Here is a 24239-nt window from a genome sequence, read left to right on the forward strand (position 1 = left end):
GGGCGCGCTGATCAGGATCGTCCGGTTCATGAGGGGGCCAGTGGGTAAGCTGGCCCCTTCCTTTTTCGGAGCTACTTCAGCAGGCCGCGCTGGCGCGCCAGCGAAATGGCGTCATAGCGGCTCGACACACCCATCTTGGCCAGAATGTTTTTTACGTTCCACTTCACCGTGCCGAAGGTGATATTCAGCGTCAGCGCGATCCGTTTGTTCGACATTGCTTCCGAGATCAGCGTCAGGATTTCCAGTTCGCGCGGCGTCAGCGAAAACCGCTGAGGGTCGGTGTAGGCGCGAATGCCCGCGCCCGGCCTGGCTGCAGTGCCCGTTTGAGTACCCTGCACCGCGGCGGCACCCGGCGTCATTCGGGTCAGCAGGTCGTCGACATAGTGAGCCACCAGCGGCGGCAGGCTCGCGTTGTCACGCATCGCCGCCAGCAGATCGCCAATCTGGGCTTTAAGATCGAGCAGCGTGCGAATGAGCCCCAGCTTCGCGGCCAGGCTAACCGCCTCCGTGAGGCATCGGACCGTCTCGGCCTCCTGCTGCAGCGCGTGGTGCGCCACGGCGGCCAGCAGATTCGCACGCACCAGTAGCCGGTACTGCCCATGCGATTCTCCGAGGCGACGCACCTCGGCCAGCGCATTCAGCGCTTCGCCCGGATTGCTGTCCGCCATGGCGAGCTGCGCGCGCGCGGCTGCGGCGACGGCGGGAATTTCGACAAAGACGCCGGTTGCGTTCGCATATTGCTTGTGCAGACCATCGAGCCGGGTGGCCAGTTCCGATGCGCGGCGGCGCTCGCCGGTGGCGAGCAGCATGTTGACCTGTTCGCCCAGCATGTGGGCGGCAGCACGGTCGAGCCCCTGAAGGTGGAAGTGAGAGGCTTGTGCTTCGAGGAAGGCGAGCGCCGTTTCCGGCGCGTCCTGCAGGAAATCCAGACGTGCACGGCACAGCGAGGCGCGCGTCATCACGTCAGGCCAGGATGATTGCAGGATGCCGGTACGGTTGGCGAGCACCTCGCGCGCGTCGTCGACACGGTCCAGTTCGTAATAGGCGTCGGCCAGCGTCGCGGCGCACAGGTTGGCCGCTATCGAGCCGCGCCCGAACGCCGCTTCGGCGCGCGCGAGGATGCCGGCGCCCAGTCGCCCGGCTTCCGTGGCTTCCCCGGCGATGAGGTACGCCTGCGCGCGAATGCTCTCGAAGACCATCGCCATGTCGTTGTCACGGTCCTCCGGCGCAACGGGGTTCGCGTCGAGGAGCCGGTGCACATCGGCCTGACGTCCGACCGCGAGATACGCGGCGGCGAGACCCGCCAGACAGATGTAGCGCAACGACGGGTTTTCGATCGGCAAGCTGCAGGCAGGCGCCAGCAGTTCGATGACGCGCTGCATGTCGTCACGCTGCACGGCGATCGAAGAATCCGTGATGAAGAACTTCGAGGAAATCGCCGGGTTCTTCGCGGCGTCCGTGCGACGGATCTGTTCGAGCCAGCGTTCGGCCTTGTCGGGGCGGCCGGTGAGGGCGTAGGTCAGGCAGCCGAGATAGAAAAGGCCTGGATGAGCAAACAGTGTCTCCTGCGGCAGGCGGTCCAGCAGTTGCAACATGGGACTGATGTAGGTCATGTTCCACGTCGACCTGGCCGTGGCCTGCTCCATCGCGGCGGCGGCAAAGTCGAGATCGCCACCCATGCTCGCATGCCGCACCGATTCGACCAGCAGGTCCTGTTCCGCGAACCAGCGGCTCGCGCGGCGGTGCAGCGCTTCGATTACGTCCCGCCCCTGCTGTGCAAGCCGCTGGGCAAGGAATTCGCCAAACAGCGGGTGGAAGCGATACCACGGCGAACGGTCGTCCGAGTCGAAGCGATAGATCAGCAGGTTCTCATCCTCCGCGCGTTTGATCAGCCCGGCCGCAGCGGGATCTTCGGTAACGTAGCCGGCCAGTTCCGCGTTGAAGCGCCGGAACAGCGATACCTTTTCCATGAAGCTGACCAGCTCGGGCGGCAGATAGGCCACCACGTCCTCTGCGAGATAGGATTGCAGATCAGCCGACTTCCACAGCAGCGCGCGCAGATTCGCGCGCTTGGCCGGCCTGATGCGCAACATGGTGGCAATGGGCTGCAGGCTCGCCGGCCAACCGTTTGTCAGATCGTGGATCAGGCGCACTTCGTCCGCCGTCAGCTTCAGCGTGCCGAGGTTCTGCTCGAAAAAGGCACGCGTCTCGTCAAGATCGAACGGCAACTCGCCGAAGTCGATTTCGGATAACTGGCCCTGCATGCGCAGCCTCCCGAGGCTCAGCGGCGGCGTGGTGCGCGAAGCGATGACGATGTGCAGGTTGGCAGGACAGTGATCAAGCAGCTTTTGCATCAGCCGGTGCGCCGCGGGCGCTTCCACGTGCTGGTAGTCGTCGATCAGCAAATAGACCTCGCGATCGATCTCCTCCATCGCGCTGGTGACGACCGCCGCCACGGCGTCGATCGATTGTTCGCTGCCGGTGGCGTACGGCACGATGCTGTCGGACGGCATGCCGAGGCGCTGGAACGCCGCCAGCAGGTAGGTGCAGAAGGTCGAGAAGTCCCGGTCGCTGTGGCTGAACGAAAGCCAGGCGACGTCGATGCCGGTCTTGATCAGCGCGAGGCGCCATTGCGCGAGCAGGATCGTCTTGCCAAAGCCGGCGCCGCCCGTGATCAGCGTGGCGGAGCAGTACTTCGTCTCCTCCAGGCGGCCCAGCAGGTGCTGACGGGAAATGTGACGGGGGCCGAGGCGCGGCGGCGAGAACTTCGTTGCCACGAGGAGATTGTCGGAAGTCATTGCTTAGGCATGCCTGGTTGGTTTGTCCCGCGATTTCGTCGCGCAATCGCAATGCCACATCGTTCGGGGACTGACAACATATTATGGCCTTTCGACTTCCGCTTTGGAAGACGAAGGCCTGACGGCGGTGCGACCGCCACAGCCGCGCGATACTTGTTCGAGCCTGCGCCGCCGGGCGCGGGAAATCATGTACGTCCGCAAGGGGAGGTGCGTGAACGCTCTCGCCTGACTTACCTTGCAACGGACGGAGACGCTGTGGGCGTTTCGATTCTGGATCAAGGAGAGGAGATGAGCGAACCAGTTTCTTTCGCGGTGAACGGCCAGGTCGGCTGGATCACCCTGACACGCCCGGAGGCGAGAAATGCGCTGAGCCGCGACATGGTGCTCGCGATGACGGCGCAACTGCTCGCCTGGCGCGAGGACGCCCAGGTGCGCGTGGTCGCGCTGACCGGTACGGGTCCGGCTTTTTGCGCCGGCGCCGATCTCAAGACGGCCAGCAATCCGGCGCAGCCCGGCGAAATGGATTTCCTCGACACGCTGGTGGTGTTCTTCGATCTGCTGCGCGCCTTCCCGAAGCCGGTGATCGCAGCGGTCAACGGTCTGGCCGTGGCCGGCGGCCTCGAAACAGTGCTGGCCTGCGACTTCGTGATTGCCGCGCAGAGCGCGCGTTTCGGTGACGCCCACTCGAATTTCGGCGTCTTCCCCGGCGGTGGCGGCGCGGCCGTGCTGCCGCGTAAGGTGCCGCACAACATCGCCAAGTACCTGCTTTTCACGGGTGATTCGCTGCCGGCCGAAGACATGAGGACCTGTGGCCTCGTCAGCGAGGTGGTGGCCGACGCCGAACTGGCGGCCCGCGTGCAGGCGATCGGCGACAGGCTTTCGAAGAAGAGCCCGCTGGTGCTGCGTCGCATGAAGCAGGTCGCCGACGAAGCCCCGGACAAATCGATTGCCGACGCGTTGCGCCACGAGCTGCTGGAGTTGCGCAACCACCAGCGTTCGCACGACATCGCCGAAGGCCTGCGAGCCTTCGTCGAAAAGCGCACGCCCGAATTCAAGGGCTACTGACTGGAAATCGGGCGCCGCGAATCCGCGCTCCCCGCCATTGCATAGAATCTGGAAAGACGACATGGAAGACATCTACATCGTTGGCGTCGGCATGACGCCGTTCGGCCGCCACACGGACAAATCGATCAAGCAGCTCACCGCCTGGGCCGTGGAAGACGCGCTGAGCGACGCCGGTTGCGACCGCAAGTCGGTGCAGGCCGCCTTCTTCGGCAACTGCACGCAGGGCCACTTCGACGGCCAGCACATGATCCGCGGCCAGGTGGCGTTGCTGCCGCTCGGCTTCGACAGCATTCCGATCTTCAATCTCGAAGGCGCGTGCGCCTCGTCGAGCCACGCGTTCAATCTCGCCGTGACGCAACTGCGCGCGGGCGCGGCCGACGTGGTCCTCGCCGTGGGCGCCGAGAAGATGTTCTACAACGACAAGGCCAAGATGTTCTCGGCCTTCGAGTCGGCCTGGGACATCGAGACGTTCGAGGATAACAAGAACTACCTCTCGCAGATGGGCAAGAACGTCGAGGTGCCGCCGGGTTCACAGTCGGCGAAGCCGTACAGCCCGTTCATGGACGTGTATGCGGCGCTCGGCCGGGGCGGCCTGATGGAGCGCTTCGGCATCACGCAGCGGCAGCTCGCGGCGGTGGCGTCGAAGAACCACGGTCACTCGGTGCACAACGAGCGCGCCCAGTACCGCAACGCGATGACCATTGAAGAGGTTTTGGCAGCACCGCCGATTACCTATCCGATCACCTTGCCGATGTGCTCGCCGATCTCCGACGGCGCGGCTGCGGCTATCGTCTGCACCGGCGCGGCGCTGAAGAAGCATGGCTTTGATCGCAGCCGCGCGGTGCGCGTGCTGGCGAGCGTAGTGCGCTCGGCGTCGGCGCGCGCCGCGGACGAGTTCAACAAAGGCTGCACGCATCTGGCCGGCAAGGCGGCGTTCGAGCAGGCCGGCATCTCGCCGCAGGAAGTCGACGTCGCCGAGATCCACGACGCGACTGCGATCGGCGAACTGTTGTCGATGGAAGCGCTGGGTCTGTGCGAGCCGGGCACGAGCGGTGTGATGGCCGAGCGCGGTGAGACTTCATTGGGCGGCAAGCTGCCGGTCAATCCGTCGGGCGGCCTTGAATCGAAGGGCCATCCGATCGGCGCGACCGGCATCGGCCAGATCTTCGAACTGGTCGAGCAGCTACGCGGCAATTGCGGCCCGCGCCAGGTGGAGGGCGCGCGCATCGCGCTACAGGGCAATGGCGGCGGGTTGTGGCGCATCGAGGAATCGACCGAGCACGTCGGCATTTTCGCGCGGGCTTGAGCGCGCGACGCGCGTACCCGGTATCGCGCACGTGACGCGCCGGCGCTGTCGCGTGCAATCCGGTCGACCCCTCTCGCGATGGAAGGGGTGCCGGTGCCGCGTGTACGGCGTCTGCCCGTCGAGGCGTGAAGGACAACATGCCTGAACCTGGAGTTGCCCCCCAGGCCAAGGGGCATCCCATGCCCGAGGGGCCGCCGACGGCAAAAAAGGGGGGGGGCGCGCGCGATGCTCGCTTACCTACCATGGTTCAGCAAGTACGAATCAGGACGCTACGACGGAGGGGAAATCTGCATGTCCGATAACACGGTGCTACTGGAAAAAGTGGGCGGGACGGCCATTGTCACGCTGAACCGGCCGCAGCGAAGAAATGCGCTCGACAACACCATCAAGACGGGTATGACGACCGTCATCGAGGAGATCCGGCACGACCCGTCCGTACATGCGGTCGTGCTGACCGGCGCGGGCGGCAATTTCTGCGCGGGCGCGGACCTCGGCGACGAAGTTCCCGGCGAGCGCGGGCTCTTCGTGCGTGATCTGTTGCTCGACCATGACCGCTGGTTCGGTGCGCTCGCCGACCTCGAGAAGCCGGTGATTTCCGCCGTCGATGGTTTCGCGACGGGGGCCGGCTTGTCGGTGGCGCTCGCCGCGGACTTCGTTATCGCGAGCGACCGCGCATGCTTCGTCTCGAGTTTCGCACGCGTGGGCTTTATTCCCGACCTCTCGCTGATGTACGTCCTGCCGCGTCGCGTCGGCCTTGTGCGCGCCAAGGAGATCGTGTTCTCCGCACGCGAGATACAGGCCCGCGAGGCGCTCGCGCTTGGGCTGGCCGACACGGTCGTGCCGGCCGCAAATCTGCGGGAGGCCGCCATCGAATTCGCGCAGCGTTTCGAGCATGCGCCGGCCCATGTGCTCGGCATGGCCAAACGCATCATGAACCGGACCTTCGAAACCGACCGGCATGCGCTGATGCAACTCGAAGCCACGGTGCAGGGCCTGTGCGCGGCCAGCCGCTACAACGCCGAGGCAATGCGGCGCTTCTTCGCCAGGGAAGCGCCGCTTTATCCGGGAACGCAGCGTCTCTTCTGACGGACCACGCGTTTCCGTACCTGACCATCACGATCAAACATTCCAGGAGAAAGACATGACGCAGAAAGTCGTCGTTGCCGGTGTGGGCATGATTCCCTTCAAGAAGCCCGGCCAGAGCGCCCCCTACACCGTGATGGGAGGGCAAGCCGTGCGGCTCGCCCTCGCGGACGCCGGTGTCGGCTACGAGTCGATCCAGCAGGCCTACGCCAGCTACGTGTTCGGCGATTCGACCGCTGGCCAGCGCGTGCTGTACGACGTGGGCATGACGGGCATTCCGATCATCAACGTCCACAACAACTGCGCAAGCGGCTCGACGGCACTGTTCCTCGCGAATCAGGCCGTCACCAGCGGGATGGCGGACATCGCGCTGGCCTTCGGTTTCGAACAGATGAATCCGGGTGCGCTGGGCGCTATCTTCACCGACCGGCCCGCCCCGCTGGAACTGTTCCAGCAACAGTGCGCCGACGTGGTGCCCGACGAAGTGCCGCCGGCCCTGCGCCTGTTCGGCGCGGCCGGCCAGGATCACATGAACCGTTTCGGCACGCCGCTCGAGACGTTTGCAAAGATCCGCGCGAAGGCGAGCCGCCACGCCGCCAACAACCCGCTGGCCGTATTCCGCAAGGTCGTCACCGTGGAAGAGGTGTTGGCCGACCTGGTGATGTGGCCCGGTGTCATGACGCGCATGATGGCGTGCCCGCCCACCTGCGGCGCGGCGGCGGCGGTGCTGTGCAGTGAAGCCTATGCGAAGAAGCACGGGCTCGATACGAGCGTCTGGATCGCAGGTCAGGCACTGACCACCGACGGCGCGGAAACCTTCCACTCCGGCGATATGCGCCATCTCGCCGGCTTCGGCATGTCGCGCGCGGCGGCCAGCAAGGTCTATGAAATGGCCGGCATCGGCGCCGAAGACGTCGACGTGGTTGAGCTGCACGACTGCTTCGCGCAGAACGAGCTGCTGACCTATGAGGCGCTCGGGCTCTGTCCGGAAGGCGGCGCGGAGAAATTCGTCGACGACGGCGACAACACGTACGGCGGCCGTTACGTGGTCAATCCTTCAGGCGGCCTGCTTTCGAAGGGCCACCCGATTGGTGCGACCGGTCTCGCGCAGTGCACGGAACTGGTCCAGCAACTGCGCGGCCGCGCGGAGCAGCGCCAGGTGGAAGGCACACGCGTCGCGCTGCAGCACAACGTCGGCATCGGCGGCGCCGCGGTCGTCACGATGTACCGCAAAGATTGACGGGGGCCGGGCATGGACTTTCAAGCTGATCCTGGGCTGGACGTGTTTCGCGAGGAAGTCCGTCGATTCCTGCGCGAGAAGGTGTCACCGGAACTGAAGGGCCTGCCGCGCTGCACGCGCTCGCCGCGCGCGCAGATCCTGCGCTGGCAAAAGCTCCTCAACGAACATGGCTGGGGTGCGCCTTACTGGCCGAAGGAACACGGCGGCACCGGCTGGTCGGTGGCCCGGATGCTGGTGTTCGACGAGGAATGCGTGACGGCCGGCACGCCGACCCAGGACGGCTTTGTCCAGAAAATGCTCGGACCGGTGCTGAACGCGTTTGCCACGCCGGAACAGAAGGCGGAGCACCTGCCGGCCGCGCTTCACGGCGAGCGGCTCTGGTGCCAGGGATTTTCCGAGCCCGGCGCGGGCTCGGACCTGGCGTCGCTCAGGACCCGCGCCGTCCGCGACGGCGACCATTACGTCGTGAATGGCCAGAAGATCTGGACCAGCTACGCGCACGACGCGGACTGGATCTTTCTGCTGGTTCGCACGGACACGAGCGTCAAGAAGCAGGCCGGCATCAGCTTTCTGCTGGTGGACATGAAGACGCCAGGCATCACGGTGCGGCCGATCCGTAGCATCGACGACGCCCATCACCTGAACGAAACCTTCTTCGACAACGTCCGCGTGCCGGTGAAGAATCTGATCGGCACGGAAGGCGCCGGCTGGAGCATCACCAAGTTCCTGCTCAACAACGAGCATGCGACGACCGCGGATTTGCCCGACATCAAGCGTTACATGCGCGAACTGCGCCGCTTTGCGACGACCTTGCAGGCGGGCGGCGGACGGTTGATCGATTGCCCGGCGTTCGCGCTCAAGCTGGCTCGGCTCGACGCCGAGCAGGAGGCGATCGGCATGCTGGTCCAGCGGGTGGCGAAATTCGAAATGCAGCACCACCCCGCTTCGCACGTGCTGGGTTCGATACTGAAGCTGCGAGCCACGGAGTTGCAGCAGCGCATCACGGAAGCCCAGGTCGATGCGTTGGGCGACTACGGTGCCGTTGCGTACCCGCATCCGCATGACGCGGCGCCGGTGCCGGCCTATCCGCAGCAGGATCTCGCGCGGGGGATTGCCAACGATATGTTCTTGCGCCGCGCGTCGACGATCTACGGCGGCACCAGTGAAGTGCAGCGGGGCATCATTGCCAGGCTGATGTTCCAGCTTTAGACACCGGCTTGCACCGCTGGCGTCCTATTCGGGGGAAGGCAATACATGGGCTCAAACGGAAGCGGTCTGCTGCAAGGGCTGCGCATTCTGGAAGTCGCCGGCATCGGTCCGGCACCGATCGAAGGCATGCACCCTGGCGCGGTCCCGCTGCGAGGCGAGGACACTGAATCCGTGCTTGCCGGCTGGTGCGAGACTCGATCGAGCGTTGCCGGCGGCAAGTCAGGCAGCGTGCGCTGAACGCCGTAGCCAGTTCGCAAGAAAAGACATGAGTGATAGCAAAATTCTGTTCGAGAAGGACGGCAAGACGGCCGTCATTATCTTGAATCGTCCGCAGCGCAGAAACGCGCTCGATGAGGAGTCCAGGCAGTTGCTGGCCGCCGCGATCGAGACGGCACGGGAAGATGCTTCGATCGCCTCCGTGGTGCTGACCGGCGCCGGTGGTCACTTCTGCTCGGGCGCGGACCTCGGTGACGACGGGAAAGAAGGCGAGATACCGCTTCTCGTGCGCGACGCGCTGCTCGACGCCCATCGCTGGCACGCCGAACTGATGGACCTGGAAAAGCCTGTGATCTCCGCCATCGATGGATTCGCGGTCGGCGCCGGGCTGTCGCTCGCGCTGGGCGCGGACTTCATCGTCGCAAGCGACCGGGCACGGCTGGCGTCCAACTTTCCGCGTATCGGCTTTGCGCCCGACCTCGGGTTGATGTACATCCTGCCGCGCCTCGTCGGGCTGGTGCGCGCCAGGGAGATCGTCTTCTCCGCCCGCGACATCCTGGCCGACGAGGCGCTCTCGATCGGCCTGGTGCAGGCCGTGGTGCCGGCCGAGCGCCTGCGCGAGACTGCCGTTGACTACGCGCGGCGCTTCGACGACGCGCCCACGCACGTTCTCGGCATGGCGAAGGGCATCCTGAATCACACCTTCGAAACCGACCGGCATGCGATGGCGCAGCTCGAAACCGCGGTGCAGGGGATCTGCGCGGCCAGCAGCTACAACGCCGAGGCGATACGGCGGTTTTTCGCGAAAGAGCCGCCGCTTTATGGCGGGGCGCAACGTCTGTTCTAGACGGTGCAGGCGCGTCGAATTCATCGGCCGGGCCGCCGGGAAGCCGTGGCGCGGAGCCGTCGGACCGCCCGCCGGCGCCCCCGTCCACAAGGGGAGGTGAGGAGCGGACGCGGGTGCCGTACCGTGGCGATCAGGCTGCCGGGCGCGTTTCTATCCTCGACTGTGCCCGGTCCGGTCTCTTCAGGCAATTCAGCACGTCGTGCGTGGCGGCTCACCACCCACGCACGCTTTTCATCATCCAGTACTTGGGGACACTACTATGACGATTCGATTTGACGGCCGCGTGGCCATTGTGACGGGCGCGGGCAACGGCCTCGGCCGCGTGCACGCGCTGGAGCTGGCGAAGCTCGGCGCGAAGGTGATAGTCAACGATTTTGGCGGCAGTCGCGACGGCAAGGGCAATTCGTCGGACGCCGCGCTGGCCGTGGTCGAGGAGATCCGCAAGGCCGGCGGCCAGGCGATTGCCAATGGCGCCAACGTCGCCGATTTCGAGCAGGTCACGGCCATGGTCGAGCAGGCCAAAGCCGGGTTCGGCCGCATCGACATCCTGATCAACAATGCCGGCATCCTGCGCGACAAGACCTTCGCCAAGATGGAAATGGCGGACTTCCGCGCGGTAGTGGACGTGCATCTGATGGGGTCGGCCTACTGCACCAAGGCAGTGTGGGAAACCATGCGCGAGCAGAACTATGGCCGTGTCCTGATGACGACGTCGGCGGCCGGCCTCTTCGGCAATTTCGGCCAGGCGAACTACGGCGCGGCCAAGATGGCCGTGGTCGGCCTGATGAACATGCTGGCCATCGAAGGCAAGAAGAACGACATCCGCATCAACACGCTGGCGCCGATGGCGGCGACCCGCATGACGGAAGACATCCTGCCGGAAGCCATCCTCAAGGCGACGGGCCCCGGGCAGGTGACGCCGGGCGCGCTCTTCCTGGTGAGCGAAAACGCGCCGAACAAGGTGGTCCTCGGTGCGAGCGGCGGCGTGTTCTCGGCCATTCGCCTGGTCGAAACGGAGCCGGTGTACATTTCGAGTGAGGATCTGTCGGCCGACGCTGTGCAGGCTCAATTCGAACGCATCACCGACTGGAGCACGTCCGTTCATCGCGACGACGCCAACCAGCAGGTTCATGCCTTCGTGACCACCATGCAAGGCGCCCCCGCATAAGCGCGGCTTCCGGTCGCAGCAGAACACGCGACCGGGACATGGCATTGAGCAGGGTACACCGGAGGCACGCGTCGAAGGATTGGCTCTGACGCGTGGATGGCGACGGCCGGCCCGGCCTCGCCGTTCTCCGGCGCAAAATTCTAGAAGAGCTGCCGGTCTGCGATGTACCGTAATGCCCGCAAGCGGGCCTACCGGCAGGCATGATTCCAGGAGACAAAGATGAAGACCAACTTCGCCCGCCTGTTCGCGAATCTCGTCAGCAGGTTCGGAGACAAGGAGGCCCTGGTCAATATCGAGCGCAATCGCCGGTATTCATACCGCGAGTTCCACGCGCTGACCAATCGCATCGTGAACATGATGCGCGAACGCCTGCAGCTTCGCCGCGGCGATATCTATCTCTGCCTGCTCGAAAACGACAACATGTCGTTGCTGCATTTCTGGACCGCGCTGAAGGGCGAGGCCGCGGCGGCGTACACGAATTTCCGCGATTCTTTCGACGAGCATTGCCGCCAGGCCGAGTACATCCGGCCGAAGGTCGTCTTCATCGAGGCCGCGCTCGTCGATCGCTACTACGACATGCTGCGCGCGCTGGGCGCCACGGTCGTCTGCATGGACGCCGCGCCGATGAAGCGCGACGGCCTGCTCGAGTTCTGGGCGTTGCTCGAAGGCGTTGCGGATCATGATCCCGGCGTCGAAAGCGAGACGCAAAAGGACATCCTCGTCTATCGATTCACCGGCGGCACCACCGGCGCGGGCAAGTGCGCCGAGTACACGATGGATAACTGGCTCGCCTGCCGCGACACCATGTTCATGGAGCCGGACCAGTTCCAGCTTCCCGACACGCGCATGCTGCACATGGCGCCGATCAGCCACGGTTCGGGCTTCGGTGTGCTGGCGACGTTGTTTCGCGGCGGTTGCACTGTCACGCAAAATCTTCCGGATCTCGCACTGATGTGCAGAAACATCGAGGCCGAGCGGATCACGATGACCTTGCTGCTGCCGACGCTGATCTACCGTTTGCTCGAAATGCCGGAGGCCGCCCGTTACGATCTGTCGACACTGTGCACGATCGCCTACGGCGGCGCACCGATGAGCCCCGCCAGGCTGAGACTGGCGCAGGAGCGTTTCGGCAATATCTTCGTGCAGTTCTACGGCGCAACCGAAAGCCTGCAGTCCGTCGGCATTCTCGGCAAAGCCGATCATCTGACGGCGACCGAAAAGCAGCTCGGCTCCGCCGGGCGCATTCAGCCTTGCGTCGAGATCATGATCGTCGATAGCGAAGGCAACGAAGTGGCGCCCGGTGAAGTCGGCGAAATCTGGGCGCGTAGCCGCGGCGTCATTTCCGGCTACTACCGGAATCCCGAGGCGACGGCGGCCGAGTTCGAAAACGGTTTCTGGAAGTCGGGCGATCTGGGTTACATCGACGATGGTGGCTTCGTCTATCTGGTGGATCGCAAGAAGGACATGATCATCACGGGCGGCTTCAATGTCTACGCGGTCGAAGTCGAAGCGGCGCTCAGCGCGCACCCGGCCGTGTCGATGTCGGCGGCGGTAGGCATCCCGGACGAGGAGTGGGGCGAGGCCGTGCATGCCGAAGTGAAACTCAAGGAAGGCGAGTCCGTGAGCGCCGAAGCGTTGATCGAGTTCGTCAAAGGAAAGCTTGGACGATTCAAAGGACCGAAATCGATCACGTTCGTCGATGCGTTGCCGATCAGTGTCGTAGGCAAGGTGTTGCGTCGTCAGGTGCGTGCCAAGTACTGGGAAGGCAAGGATCGCCACGTCTCGTGAATGCTGCTTCAGGGCAGGGCGGCAGTGCGCCCGCGACTGCCCGGTTCGGCGTGATCCTGGCTGCAAGGCACCTTCATGTGTGCGGGTTGCGGCCCCAGCCTCACTGCAACAACGAGAACATAAGGGAAGGGTAAGGCCTGCCGCGGGCGGCCTGGGCGCCAGGCAACCGTTCTCATTTCCGGGCACACTCTTCAGCCCCGACACGACGTCTCGCCCCGGATGAACCTTCTCATCCCCGCTACGCCTTCCTCAAGGACGGGCATGCCCGTCGCGCCTTCCCCCGCCGGTCGCTTCGCTCAATTGCCCGACTATCCCGCATCGCTGCGCATCGATACGCAGGGGTGACTCACGTCATGCCGCAAAGCGGGGCATACCGGGTGCGAGCACCGGGCGGTTGCATGGCGTTACAGGAAGCGCAATTCACTCTGCACGATCGCTATGCCGGCTACCGCCATGGCCGGACAGAAGGCCGCTCCCTCCCCCTCCCCCCCTCTTTGTACAGGGGAGGAAACAAATCGTGGCGCGTACCTTGGACCTGGCTTCGCGGTGTCTTCGGGGTGGACGGTTCGTCGGTTTGATCGTCAAAAAAAACGGCTCGTCATCCGGTTGGTACGCGTAGTCGATTCAGCAAGTTCGCGTGGCTGAATCCAGGGGAGGCGACGGTGCGCGCTTTCGATTCGTCGTCGAGCGCGCTCAGGTTAGTCGCAGGACGAAGATCGCACGCCGGCAACCTGTCTGACGCTCTGGCTCAGCGAAGCGCTGGCGATGAAAACAACAGGAGACCAGGAGATGTTTGACAGCAGTTCGAAAGATCGGCCAACTTCACGCCTGCCGCGCCTCACGTTATTGGCGAGCGTGATCGCCACGGTCATGCCGCTGCATGCCTATGCGTTCAGGTTCACCACAGGATCCGACTGGGATGTCAACTGGGACAACACAGTCAGCTACAACGTTGGCATGCGTGCCCATAGCATCGATCCGATGATCGGCAATAGTCCGGTCTTCGATGAGGGTGATTACAAGTTCGCTCACGCCGGCGACATCGTCACTAACCGGCTTACCGTTCTTTCCGAGTTCACCGCGGCCTATCAAGGCTATGTCGGTGTACGTTTCTCGGGTTCCGCATGGAAAGACTTCGCCTACGGCAGCGGTGACGTGACGAATCCAGCCGGCAGCACGATCGCGCCCAAGGCATACGCACCCTCGTATCCGAACGGTGTCTACAGTCCGTTCACGAACCGCTATTACGTCGAGGGCGCTCAGTTGCTCGACGCCTTCGGGTTCTATAACACGGACGTTGCGGGCCACGCTATTTATTTCAAGGTGGGGCAATTCACCGAGTATTGGGGTAATTCACTGCTTTCCCCAAGCCAGGGCATTTCGTACGCGCAGGGTGCGACCGACGTCATCAAGGCCCTCAATTCGCCCGGCACGACCACGAAGGAGCTTTTGCTGCCCCGGCCGCAGGTCAGCATGACGGCACAGGTCACGCCCGAGGTGTCGGTGTCCGGCATCTACTACCTTGGCTGGACGTATAACCGCCTGCCGACCGGCGGCACGTATCTCGAGTCAGCGGACTTCATCGCGCAAGGTCCGTCGATCGGTCCGGGCGGGATTCGCATGGGAGACGCCGCGACACCTCCGAACGTCGACAACAACTTCGGGGTGAAGATCGGCTGGACGCCGCACTTCATGGACGGCAGCATGGGCTTTTATTTCCGCCGTCTCGACGAGACCCAGCCGTGGGTTCTGTCCAACAGGCAAGGCCAGTACTTCCTTGGGTACAACCGCGGCGCGGACCTGATCGGCTACAGCCTCGATACGACGCTTGGCAGTGTGAGCGCAGGTTTCGAAGCCTCGTACCGTCACAACACCGCGCTTAACACCGCAGTGCTCGCGGTATCACCGCAAGGGGCGACGGGTAACGTCATGAACATCGTGACGAACGCGATCGTGCCGCTCTCGCGCACGCCTCTTTGGGACACCGGGACGCTCACGGCCGAAATAAGCTATACGCACCTTCTGTCCGTCACGCAGAACGGCTCCATCTACAACGGCATCGGTTCGGGCTACGCGTGCGGACCAAACGGTGACAAGTGGAACGGATGTTCGACGCGCGACTACGTTGGCTTCGGCGTCCTGTTCGCGCCGCAGTGGCTGCAGGTCTTCCCGGGCGTGGACATTTCCATGCCGACTTCGATCACGGGTGGTCTGTATGGCGTCAATCCGATCAATCCGGGCTCCGCTGGCGGTGCACAGGGCGTCTTCAACTATTCGATCGGCGTCCAGGCGCTGATTCGCCAGAAGGCGACTGTGACGCTCGCCTACAACGGATATCACGCCAAGCCCAATGGGAGCACCTCGATTGGTTCTTTGCAGTACTACAACGCCGGATCCGGCGTGTACGACCTCAACGACCGGCCGTGGGTCTCGCTGACCTTGCAGTCGTCGTTCTGACGTGCGTTAGAAGCAATATTGGAGACACTCATGAAGACCTTGATTCACGTCGCCGTAGCCGGAACATTGGCGCTCTGTGGAGCCGGTGCGTTTGCGGCCGTTTCGGCCGACGAAGCGAAACAGCTCGGCACGACCCTGACCGAATTCGGCGCCGAAAAGGCAGCCAGCGCCGATGGTGCCATCCCTGCTTACACGGGTGGCCTGTCGACCCCGCCGGCGGACTATGTCGCGAATAGCGGCAAGTGGCCCGACCCGTACAAAGGCGAGAAGCCGCTCCTCAGCGTGACGGCTGAGAACATGGGGCAATACGCGGATCAGTTGACGCCGGGCACGCAAGCACTGCTCAAACGTTTCCCCGACTTTCGTCTCGACGTCTATCAGACGCATCGGTCGGTGTTCTATCCGCAATGGGTGACGGAAAACACGTTGAAGAACGCGACTACGGCAAAGCTCGTCGGCAAGGTCGAGGGCGATGGCGTGACCGGCGCGTTCGGCGGCATTCCGTTCCCGATTCCGAAGAATGGCTACGAGGCCGTGTGGGACGCGCTCCTCAACTATCGGCGAACGGAATTCTCCGTCACCAACATGGGCGGCCATCTGGTCGATTCCTCGGGAGGGCGCACGGCGCTTCCGGTTCTGAATGCCATCGAGTATCGGCCCTACTACGACCAGAAGTACAAGGACAATCTGACAGGCCCCTACGATCGTGCCTGGCTCCAGATTCTGACGCCGCCGACGCTGGCGGGCCAGACGGCGCTGCTGGATTACTCGATCAACTACTCCGTTGCCGATCAGGTGAGCTGGGCGTACTTCCCTTCGCAGCGGCGCACCCGTATGGCGCCTGACTACAAGTACGACACACCGGCGGCGAGTTATGGCGGCGTGCTGTTCTGGGACGAAGGCAACATGTTCCAGGGGCGCATGGATCGCTTCGACTTCAAGCTGATCGGCAAGAAGGAGATGATCGTTCCATACGACAACTATCGTCTCTCCCAGTTGCCGGTTGATGACGTATTCGGTCCGAAGCACATCAAGCCGGAGGCCGTACGCTTTGAGCGTCATCGTGTCTGGGTCGTCGAGGCTACGCTGAAGGCCGACGCGCGCCACGCTTACTCGAAGCGGACGTTATACATCGACGAGGATAGCTGGAACATCGTCGAAGCGGACGGCTACGGACACGACGGCAAACTCTGGCGCGTCGGCCTCAACTACCTGTTTCCCCTTTACGACGGAGGCGGTGTGTTCTCCTTCACGTATGGCTTCTATGACCTCGAGAAAGGCAATTACTTCCTGACTTATACGACTGGGGAAAACGGCGCGCCGCTCCTGCGCGTGTCCGACCACCTGACCAGGCCGAATCTGTTCACGCCCGCGGGCATGCCCGGAACCGGTCTGCGTTAAGCCGCGTCCTCCATACCATCATCGGGGCCTCTGTCGTCGCGGCACCTCGCCCGCGAACGACCGGGCGCCCCGTTTGCACTGCTGGATCGAGGGTTAGAAATGCTTCATATCAAATACTATCGGAGACGCGTGCGCGCCGGCCTCGCATTGATCGCGGTCATCGCCGCGGGTTCGGCGGCGCACGCACACGAGCAGGGCAGTCAGGCGCAGCAGAGCGCAGGCGTCGTGGGCCGCGTGGCGAAAGATCCTTTCGTCGACCCGCTCGATGCGCCTGCGGTCATGCATCCGCAAGTGGCCGGCCGACCCTTGATGGCCGTGGCGCGCGCCGGCGCGCGCATCGTCGCAGTGGGGATGCGCGGGTTGATCGCCGTTTCCGGCGACGAAGGAAAAACGTGGTCGCAGGTCGGCGTGCCCGTACGCAGCGACCTGCTCGCGCTCAGTTTTCCGACCCCACAGGAAGGCTGGGCGGTCGGTCACGATGGCGTCGTTCTGCACACCGTCGATGGCGGCGATTCGTGGACACGTCAGCTCGATGGCCGCATGGCCGCCACGACCCTCGTCGCGTACTACAAGCAGCAGATCGCCGGTGGCAATGCGGCGATGCAGCCGTTTCTCGACCAGTTGACACTGAATTACAAACAGGGTCCGTCGCTGCCGCTGTTGAGCGTCGGGTTCCGCGACGCGCGGCATGGCATCGCGGTGGGACCGTTCGGGATGGCGATCGCGACCGATGACGGCGGCAAAACGTGGCGTCCCATTCTCGATCGCATCGACAATCCGGACTTCTTGCATCTGAACGCGGTGTACGGGCAGGGGAACGATGTCTATCTCGCTGCGGAGAAGGGCACGATCTTCCGGCTCGATCCGGTGAGCGGAAAGTTTCTCGCGGTCAAGACCGGCTATGCGGGAAGCTTCTTTGGCATGACCGGTGACGAACGCGCGCTGTACGCCTTCGGGCTGCGCGGCACGATCTACCGAAGCCTCGATCGCGGCGTGACATGGGCGCCGACACCGAGCCCCTTGCACGGTGCCGTGACGAGTGCAATGCCGTTCGAATCCGGTCACGAAGTCATCTTCGTTACCGCCGGTGGCGAAGCGGCGGTTTACGACGAACGCGTCGAAAGCTTCCGGCGGGTGACGCTTCGGCATCCATCGGTGCTGACTGGCGTCCTCCCTTTGAAGGATGGCGGGCTTGCAATTGCTTCGTTGAATGGCCCCGCTACCGTGTCCACCCGATAAAGACCGTTGAACAGGTACAGAGAGAGTATCGGTATGAATCCCAATTCGCAGCGCGCCGAAGCCACTCCGGTCATGCGCAAAAGAGAAGATTTCGAGTCGAACTCGGGATCCCGGCTCGAACGGCTGATCTTCAACAATCGGCTGTGGATCGTGGCCGTGTGCGTCATCGCGACGATGCTGCTTGGTTTTCAGGCAGTGAAGTCGAACGTCAGCGCGAGCTATGAGCGCATGATGCCGCAGTCGAGTCCGTTCATTCGCAACTACCTGGCGAACGTCGATTCGTTGCGCTCCCTCGGCAACTCGGTGCGGATCGTCATCGAGAACCGCAACGGCACGGTCTACGATCCGGAATATCTGAAGGTGCTGCGCGAGATCAACGACCGGATCTATTTGTTGCCGGGCGTCGATCGGGCGTTCGTGAAATCGTTGTGGATGCCGGTCGTGCGTTGGACCGAGGTGACGGAGAACGGCTTCCAGGGCGGTCCGGTGATGCCGGACAACTATGACGGATCAGCGGCGAGCATCAGCAAGCTGCGCCAGAATGTGGCGCGTGCGGGCATCCTGGGTTCGCTCGTGGCCGACGACCTGCATTCCAGCACGATCTTCGTGCCGCTGCTCGATCACTACGCGGATACCGGCAAGCCACTGGACGCCCGTGCATTGCATGATGCGATCGAGCGGGTCCGGCACGATTACGCGCATGACGGGATCGATATCCACGTGATCGGCTTTGCGCAACTGGTCGGCGACCTGATCGCGGGTCTCCTGCAGGTCGCCGTGTATTTTGCCGTGGCTGCGGCGATCGCCACGGCCGTGATCTACGCTTATACCCGCTGCGTGCGCAGTACGGCGCTCGTGATCAGTTGCTCGCTCGTGGCTGTCGTCTGGCAGCTCGGCATCGTTCGGCTGCTGGGTATCGATCTCGATCCGTACTCGATCCTGGTGCCGTTCCTTATCTTCGCAATCGGGGTCTCTCACGGCGCCCAGAAAATGAATGGCATCACACAGGACATCGGACGCGGAACCGACCGATACGTCGCGGCACGCTACACGTTCAGGCGTCTCTTCCTCGCCGGACTGACCGCGCTGCTGGCCGATGCGGTGGGCTTCGCAGTCCTGATGCTGATCGACATTCCGGTGATTCGCGGGCTGGCGGTCGCGGCCAGTGTCGGGGTAGCGGTGCTGATCTTCACGAATCTGGTTTTTCTGCCTGTCATGCTCTCGTATACCGGCGTCAGCGCCACAGCGGCGGCGCGCAGTCTGCGGGCGGAGAAGCGGCAAGCGCTCGCCGTGCTGCTCATACCATTCACGCGGCGCGGTCCGGCATGCGCGGCAATCCTGCTTGCGGGCGCGTTGTGTGCAGGTGGCCTCGTGGTCGGTCAACATCTGAAGATCGGCGATCTCGATGCGGGCGCGCCAGAACTGCGGGCGGATTCGCGCTACAACCGCGACAACGCTTACATTACAGGCCACTACCGCTTGTCGACCGACCAGTTCGCGGTGATCGTCAAGACGCCCCCGGGTGGCATTGCCGACTATAAGACGCTGGTGGAAATGGACAATCTCGAGCAGGCGTTGCGCGAGGTCGAGGGAGTGGAAACGACGGTTTCCGTGAGCGGCGTGAGCCGCCGGATTACCGCGGCGGATTTCGAGGGCGATCCGAGGTGGATGACGATCAGCCGCGATCCCGCCACTGCGGCGGCCGCAGTGAACGACACGTATATCGCAAACCCGGAGCTCGTCAATGGCGCGCGTTCCGTGGCACCTGTCATTGCGTTCCTGACCGATCATAAGGCGAAGACCCTGGAGCACGTCGTCAAGGTCGTCGAAGCATTCGGGGCGCAGCATGATGCACCGGATCGCCAGTTCCTGCTAGCTGCCGGCAGTGCTGGCATCGAGGCGGCGACGAACATCGCTGTCGAGAAGGCGAACCGGACGATGCTGCTGCTCGTCTATGCCGCCGTCGTCGCGCTCTGCTTCGTGACGTTCAGGAACTGGCGCGCGGTGGTCGTTGCAGTGGTACCGCTCGGGCTTACATCCATTCTCTCTGAGGCGCTGATGGTGGCGCTCGGCATTGGCGTGAAGGTCGCTACGCTACCCGTCACGGCGCTGGGCGTGGGCATTGGCGTGGACTACGCGCTGTACCTGGTCAGTGTGCAGTTAGCGCTGCAGCGCCAGGGCGCCTCGCTCGAAGAGGCCTACGGCGAAGCACTCGGGTTCACCGGCAAGGTCATTGCGCTGATCGGCGTGACGCTGGCGATGTCGGTCGTCACCTGGGCCTGGTCGCCCATCAAATTCCAGGCTGACATGGGAGTCCTGCTGACGTTCATGTTCCTCTGGAACATGCTCGGTGCGCTTGTATTGATTCCCGCGCTGTCCCACTTCCTGCTCCACGGCGGCAGGCAGAGGGCGGTCTCATGCCCGGAAGCGCTGGCGGAGTAAGGACAAGGGTGGATGATTATGCGCAGGGTGGTCGCCCGGGTCCGCCCCGGGCGATGCGCGCATCCTGCGCCGAATGACCATCTGCGTAACCATGCCTTCCTGCGGGCGGGGCGCGATGGGTCGGTGGTGTCACCGGCCTGTGACCTCAATCACGCACCATCTGATGTTAAGGCGCGCATCCTGACGAGCAACATCGATCTTGACGAGGCAACGTGTTCGGTCGCCGCGCCGATGACTGTGCAGGACCCGACCCGGACTGCGAGGCGTTCGGGATTCTCATCAAGATCGAAAGATTTCAATCCGTTAGTAATCGGGATCGCTATTCATCGAAGGCACCTGCTCGCTTGCCGAAGCGTCCCATGCCGGACCTCGCCTGCGTCAATTTACTAACAGGCGAAAACCGGCCCGAACTCAGCCTGTCGCCGGTTTCCAATCCCAATGAAACGAAGCCTTTTTACCGCTTTCAAACCACTCCAGACGAACGGATTTCAGCGAGCCGTTTCTTCATGTGGAGCACGTCGCGCGTGTGCTGGTCGCCTTTGCGGAGCGCCACACTGGTGGAAAGAATATCCACAATGACGAGTGCTGCGAGACGCGAAGTCGTAGGTGTGTAGACGTCGGTATTTTCCAGCGTCTCGGCAATCACGGCTACGTCCGCATAGCGCGTGATGGGACTCTCCGAACCGGTGATGACGACCACGCTCGCACCGCGTTCCCGTGCGGTGCGTACCACTTCAACCAGTGAGCGCGTTGCGCCAGTGTTCGAAATGGCGACTACGGCGTCGCCAGGCTTTAGCATGGACGCCGCAATGAACTGTTGATGCGAATCCTGATGCGCAACACACGGCACGCCGAACAGCGGGAATTTTTGCTGCGCGTCGAGCGCGACAATGCCTGACGCTCCAAAGCCGAAAAACTCGATGCGATTGGCCGTCGACAATATGTCGACGGCGCGGCCAATCGCGGAGAAATCCAGCTTCTTGCGCGCCCAGTCGAGACTTGTAATCGTATAGTCAAAAATCTTGGTCGCGACCGTTTCCGGGTCGTCTCCGCCGGCGAGCACCGAATGTGCCGCGGGCGCGCCCAGTGCCAGACTTTGCACGACCCGGATCTTGAACTCGCGAAAGCCGCTGCAGCCGATGGTGGTGCAAAAGCGCAGCACGGTCGGCTCGCTGACCTGGGCGAGGCGGGCGAGTTCGGCGAGACTGATGTCGGCAATCGAATTGAGATTGGCGAGGATATACTCGGCCACCTGCCGGCTGCCGCGCCTCAGATTGGGCCGGGCGCGGTCGATCAGTTCGAGGATGTTGTAATCGGACACTGCACGTTCCTTCGCTGGATAAGCGCGGGGCGCCACGAATGGCGCCCCGCGAGAAGGGTTCATTGGCAAAGTGTATCGGAAGACCTAGCGGCGCCACAAACGCGCGCCGCGCTGCGACAGAACGGCGGCGACAATGATCACACCCATCACAACCTGCTGATGGTATCCCGGCACGCTGGCGAGGTTCATGATGTTGCCTATCACGCCTAGAATCAGTACACCCATCAGCGTATTCAACGCGCCGCCTTTGCCACCGGCCAGACTCGCACCGCCAATGACGACCGCCGCGATCACGGTCAGCTCGTCACCGACACCGACCGTCGGTGCGCCAACACCCGCACGTGACGTAGAGATGATGCCCGCGAGTGCCGCCAGCACGCCGGAAGCCACATAGGTGCCGAGTACATGCCGCGCGACGGGCACGCCCGATAGCCGCACGGCTTCCTCATTGGAGCCAATGGCGCGCACGATGCGTCCGGCACGCAGCCGGTTCAGCGCGAAGCCGCCGGCGATGAATACGATCAGCATCACAAACGTCGGCCCCGGAATGCCGAAATACGCATGACGGCCAAAGTCGAGCAGCGCCTGGCCCGGATCATCGACAAGAATCGGTGAACCGTTCGACACGATCATGGCAATGCCGCGCGCAACGGTCATCATGGCCAGCGTGACGACGAAGGGCGTGAGCCGCGACCACGCGACCAGCACGCCCGAGACGAAACCGCACAACGCACCGACGAACAGCGAGGCGCACAGTGCAAAAAACAGACCGTGCTGTGGGATGAGCATCGCCGACAGCACACTGCCGAGCGCCGCGATTGAACCCACCGACAGATCGATGCCACCGGTCAGCACGACAAGCAGCATCCCGACCGACATGATGCCGACGCCCGCCACCTGGCGCGAGATGTTGGCCAGATTCGGCACCGACAGAAAATCTTCGGATACGAACGAGGCGGCAATCATGAGCACGACGAGAATGGCGACCGTGTTGAAGCGGCGTGCGACCGCCCACCATTGCTTCGCGTGTGCGCGGCCAGAATTCGACTCGTGCGATTCCGGCGTAACGGCGCTGGGATTCATGATGTGTATCTCCGGGTATTCAATGTGAGAGTGCAGCGGATCCGGCGTGACCGTCCGGTTTGCCGCGCTGCAGGGACAGCGACAGGATGCGTTCCTCGCTGTAATCTTCAGGGTCGAGTTGTCCGCGAATGCGGCCTTCGCCCATCACGAGAATCCGGTCGCAGATGCCCATCAGCTCCTGGTGATCGGACGAGATTACGAGTACGGCTTTGCCGCGCTCCGCGAGCTGGTTGATGAGCGTGTAGATTTCGACCTTGGCGCCGACGTCGACGCCGCGCGTCGGCTCGTCGAGCATGATCAGGTCGCCGTCCGCGTGGAACCATTTGGCAAGCACCACTTTTTGCTGGTTGCCGCCAGAAAGCGTCGAGACGTCTGCGTCCATTGAGCGCGCCTTGATGCGCAGCGCCTCCATCAGCTTCCTTACATGGTCACGTTCGCGTCGAAACGCGAGTATGCCAAATGGACCGCTCACCGTGTTCAGCGCGGCGAGGGTGGCGTTGATCCGGATCGGCATGGAGAGCACCGCGCCCTGGGTCTTGCGGTCTTCGGGCACGAGTCCGATACCGGCGCGCACGGCGGCGACCGGCGAGCGGATGTTGAGCTTTTTTTGCCTGAGCTCGATCGTGCCGCTTTCGCGCTGATCCGCGCCGAAGATGAGCCGGGCGACTTCGGTACGCCCCGAGCCGATCAGGCCACCCAGACCCACGACTTCACCCGCTCTCAGCGCAAAGGACACGTCCTGTACCATCTTGCCGTGCGAGAGGTGGGTGACCTTCAACACTTCATCGCCGATGGTCGCATGACGTTGCGGAAACAGGACGGAGAGAGGGCGTCCCACCATTTTGCGGATCAGTTCGTCGCGCGTGATGTCGGCCGGCTTTACCGTGTCCACGCGTCGGCCATCCTTTAGCACGGTGATGCGGTCCGCAATGGCAAACACCTCTTCAAGCCTGTGCGAAATATAGACAATGCCTACGCCGCGCGAGCGCAGATCACGCACGATATCGAGCAGACGGTAAGTGTCCGACGGCGCGAGTGCCGCAGTGGGTTCGTCCAGCACGAGCAGCTTGAGCGTGCCGCTCAACGCCTTGGCGATTTCGATCACCTGGCATTGCGCGGCGGACATCGTCTCGACCAGTGCGGCGGGATCGATATCGAAGCCGAGACTTGCGATCAGGTCGCGCGCCTTTTTACGCAGCGCGCGCCAGTCGATCACCGGCGGCATCGCGCCGAGAAACACGTTTTCGGCAACGGAGAGAGCCGGCGCGAGTGCGGTTTCCTGGTGAATCACCGCGATCCCTTCAGCCAGCGACGCGTGCGGGTTGCGAAAGCTCATCTCGCGACCTTCGACGTGCATGGTGCCGGCGTCTGGCTGGTGACCGCCGCCCATCACCCGCATCAGCGTCGATTTGCCCGCGCCGTTTTCGCCGACGAGCGCATGTACCTCGCCGCTGAACACATCGAAGTCGATGCCTTCGATCGCATGAATGCCACCGAAGCGTTTGTCGATGCCGGCAAGCGCGATGAACGGACTCATATGACTGTCTCCAATGCATGCACGCGCCGGAACATCCGG

17 protein-coding genes are annotated in these 24239 nt (G+C 63.4%); 13 read left to right on the plus strand and 4 right to left on the minus strand.

Annotation, left to right across the window (positions count from 1 at the left end):
• Positions 1-71: 71 nt before the first annotated feature.
• Positions 72-2798, minus strand: coding sequence for a LuxR C-terminal-related transcriptional regulator (locus tag BLV45_RS07030; RefSeq protein ID WP_090530805.1), 2727 nt, complete (start codon positions 2796-2798; stop codon positions 72-74).
• Between the two features lie 288 nt (positions 2799-3086).
• On the opposite strand from BLV45_RS07030, the gene BLV45_RS07035 reads away from it, so the two are divergent.
• The 13 genes from BLV45_RS07035 (at position 3087) to BLV45_RS07095 (ending at position 20259) form a co-directional block, all read left to right on the plus strand.
• Positions 3087-3863, plus strand: a complete 777-nt coding sequence (locus BLV45_RS07035) for an enoyl-CoA hydratase/isomerase family protein (RefSeq protein ID WP_090530808.1) — start codon at positions 3087-3089, stop codon at positions 3861-3863.
• A 61-nt stretch (positions 3864-3924) separates the two neighbouring features.
• On the plus strand, positions 3925-5169 hold the full coding sequence (locus BLV45_RS07040; protein WP_090530811.1) for a thiolase family protein: 1245 nt from the start codon (positions 3925-3927) through the stop codon (positions 5167-5169).
• Between the two features lie 291 nt (positions 5170-5460).
• On the plus strand, positions 5461-6255 hold the full coding sequence (locus BLV45_RS07045; protein WP_090530814.1) for an enoyl-CoA hydratase/isomerase family protein: 795 nt from the start codon (positions 5461-5463) through the stop codon (positions 6253-6255).
• Positions 6256-6310: 55 nt separating this feature from the next.
• Positions 6311-7492, plus strand: coding sequence for a lipid-transfer protein (locus BLV45_RS07050; RefSeq protein ID WP_090530817.1), 1182 nt, complete (start codon positions 6311-6313; stop codon positions 7490-7492).
• A 12-nt stretch (positions 7493-7504) separates the two neighbouring features.
• Complete coding sequence (locus BLV45_RS07055) at positions 7505-8701, plus strand: acyl-CoA dehydrogenase family protein (RefSeq protein ID WP_090530819.1); 1197 nt, start codon at positions 7505-7507, stop codon at positions 8699-8701.
• Positions 8702-8746: 45 nt separating this feature from the next.
• On the plus strand, positions 8747-8938 hold the full coding sequence (locus BLV45_RS07060; RefSeq protein ID WP_090530822.1) for a hypothetical protein: 192 nt from the start codon (positions 8747-8749) through the stop codon (positions 8936-8938).
• Positions 8907-9764: an enoyl-CoA hydratase/isomerase family protein gene (locus BLV45_RS07065; protein ID WP_245753133.1), complete on the plus strand. Its 858-nt coding sequence runs from the start codon at positions 8907-8909 to the stop codon at positions 9762-9764. The genes BLV45_RS07060 and BLV45_RS07065 overlap by 32 nt, the downstream gene beginning before the upstream one ends.
• Before the next feature lie 259 nt (positions 9765-10023).
• Positions 10024-10932, plus strand: a complete 909-nt coding sequence (locus BLV45_RS07070) for an SDR family NAD(P)-dependent oxidoreductase (RefSeq protein WP_090530828.1) — start codon at positions 10024-10026, stop codon at positions 10930-10932.
• Between the two features lie 219 nt (positions 10933-11151).
• Complete coding sequence (locus BLV45_RS07075) at positions 11152-12720, plus strand: class I adenylate-forming enzyme family protein (protein ID WP_090530831.1); 1569 nt, start codon at positions 11152-11154, stop codon at positions 12718-12720.
• A gap of 789 nt (positions 12721-13509) precedes the next feature.
• Positions 13510-15177: a DUF1302 domain-containing protein gene (locus tag BLV45_RS07080; RefSeq protein ID WP_176954083.1), complete on the plus strand. Its 1668-nt coding sequence runs from the start codon at positions 13510-13512 to the stop codon at positions 15175-15177.
• A gap of 30 nt (positions 15178-15207) precedes the next feature.
• The gene (locus BLV45_RS07085; protein WP_090530837.1) at positions 15208-16578 is read left to right on the plus strand and encodes a DUF1329 domain-containing protein; all 1371 of its coding nucleotides are present in this window, start codon (positions 15208-15210) and stop codon (positions 16576-16578) included.
• 99 nt (positions 16579-16677) lie between these two features.
• A complete protein-coding gene (locus tag BLV45_RS07090) occupies positions 16678-17817 on the plus strand; it encodes a WD40/YVTN/BNR-like repeat-containing protein (protein ID WP_090530840.1) in 1140 nt (379 codons plus the stop codon).
• A 33-nt stretch (positions 17818-17850) separates the two neighbouring features.
• The gene (locus tag BLV45_RS07095) at positions 17851-20259 is read left to right on the plus strand and encodes an efflux RND transporter permease subunit (RefSeq protein ID WP_090530842.1); all 2409 of its coding nucleotides are present in this window, start codon (positions 17851-17853) and stop codon (positions 20257-20259) included.
• Between the two features lie 463 nt (positions 20260-20722).
• Here the strand turns inward: BLV45_RS07095 and BLV45_RS07100 are convergent, their stop codons facing one another.
• Genes BLV45_RS07100 through BLV45_RS07110 form a run of 3 tightly spaced genes read right to left on the minus strand, consistent with a single transcriptional unit; the run spans position 20723 to position 24200 of the window.
• Positions 20723-21643, minus strand: a complete 921-nt coding sequence (locus tag BLV45_RS07100; protein ID WP_176954084.1) for an SIS domain-containing protein — start codon at positions 21641-21643, stop codon at positions 20723-20725.
• Between the two features lie 21 nt (positions 21644-21664).
• Entirely contained in the window at positions 21665-22663 is a 999-nt protein-coding gene (locus BLV45_RS07105; protein ID WP_090530849.1) for an ABC transporter permease, read from the minus strand.
• A gap of 19 nt (positions 22664-22682) precedes the next feature.
• Complete coding sequence (locus tag BLV45_RS07110) at positions 22683-24200, minus strand: sugar ABC transporter ATP-binding protein (RefSeq protein ID WP_090530851.1); 1518 nt, start codon at positions 24198-24200, stop codon at positions 22683-22685.
• Between the last annotated feature and the right edge of the window lie 39 nt (positions 24201-24239).

Origin of the sequence: Paraburkholderia sartisoli, assembly GCF_900107685.1 — a bacterium.
Classification (GTDB): domain Bacteria; phylum Pseudomonadota; class Gammaproteobacteria; order Burkholderiales; family Burkholderiaceae; genus Paraburkholderia; species Paraburkholderia sartisoli.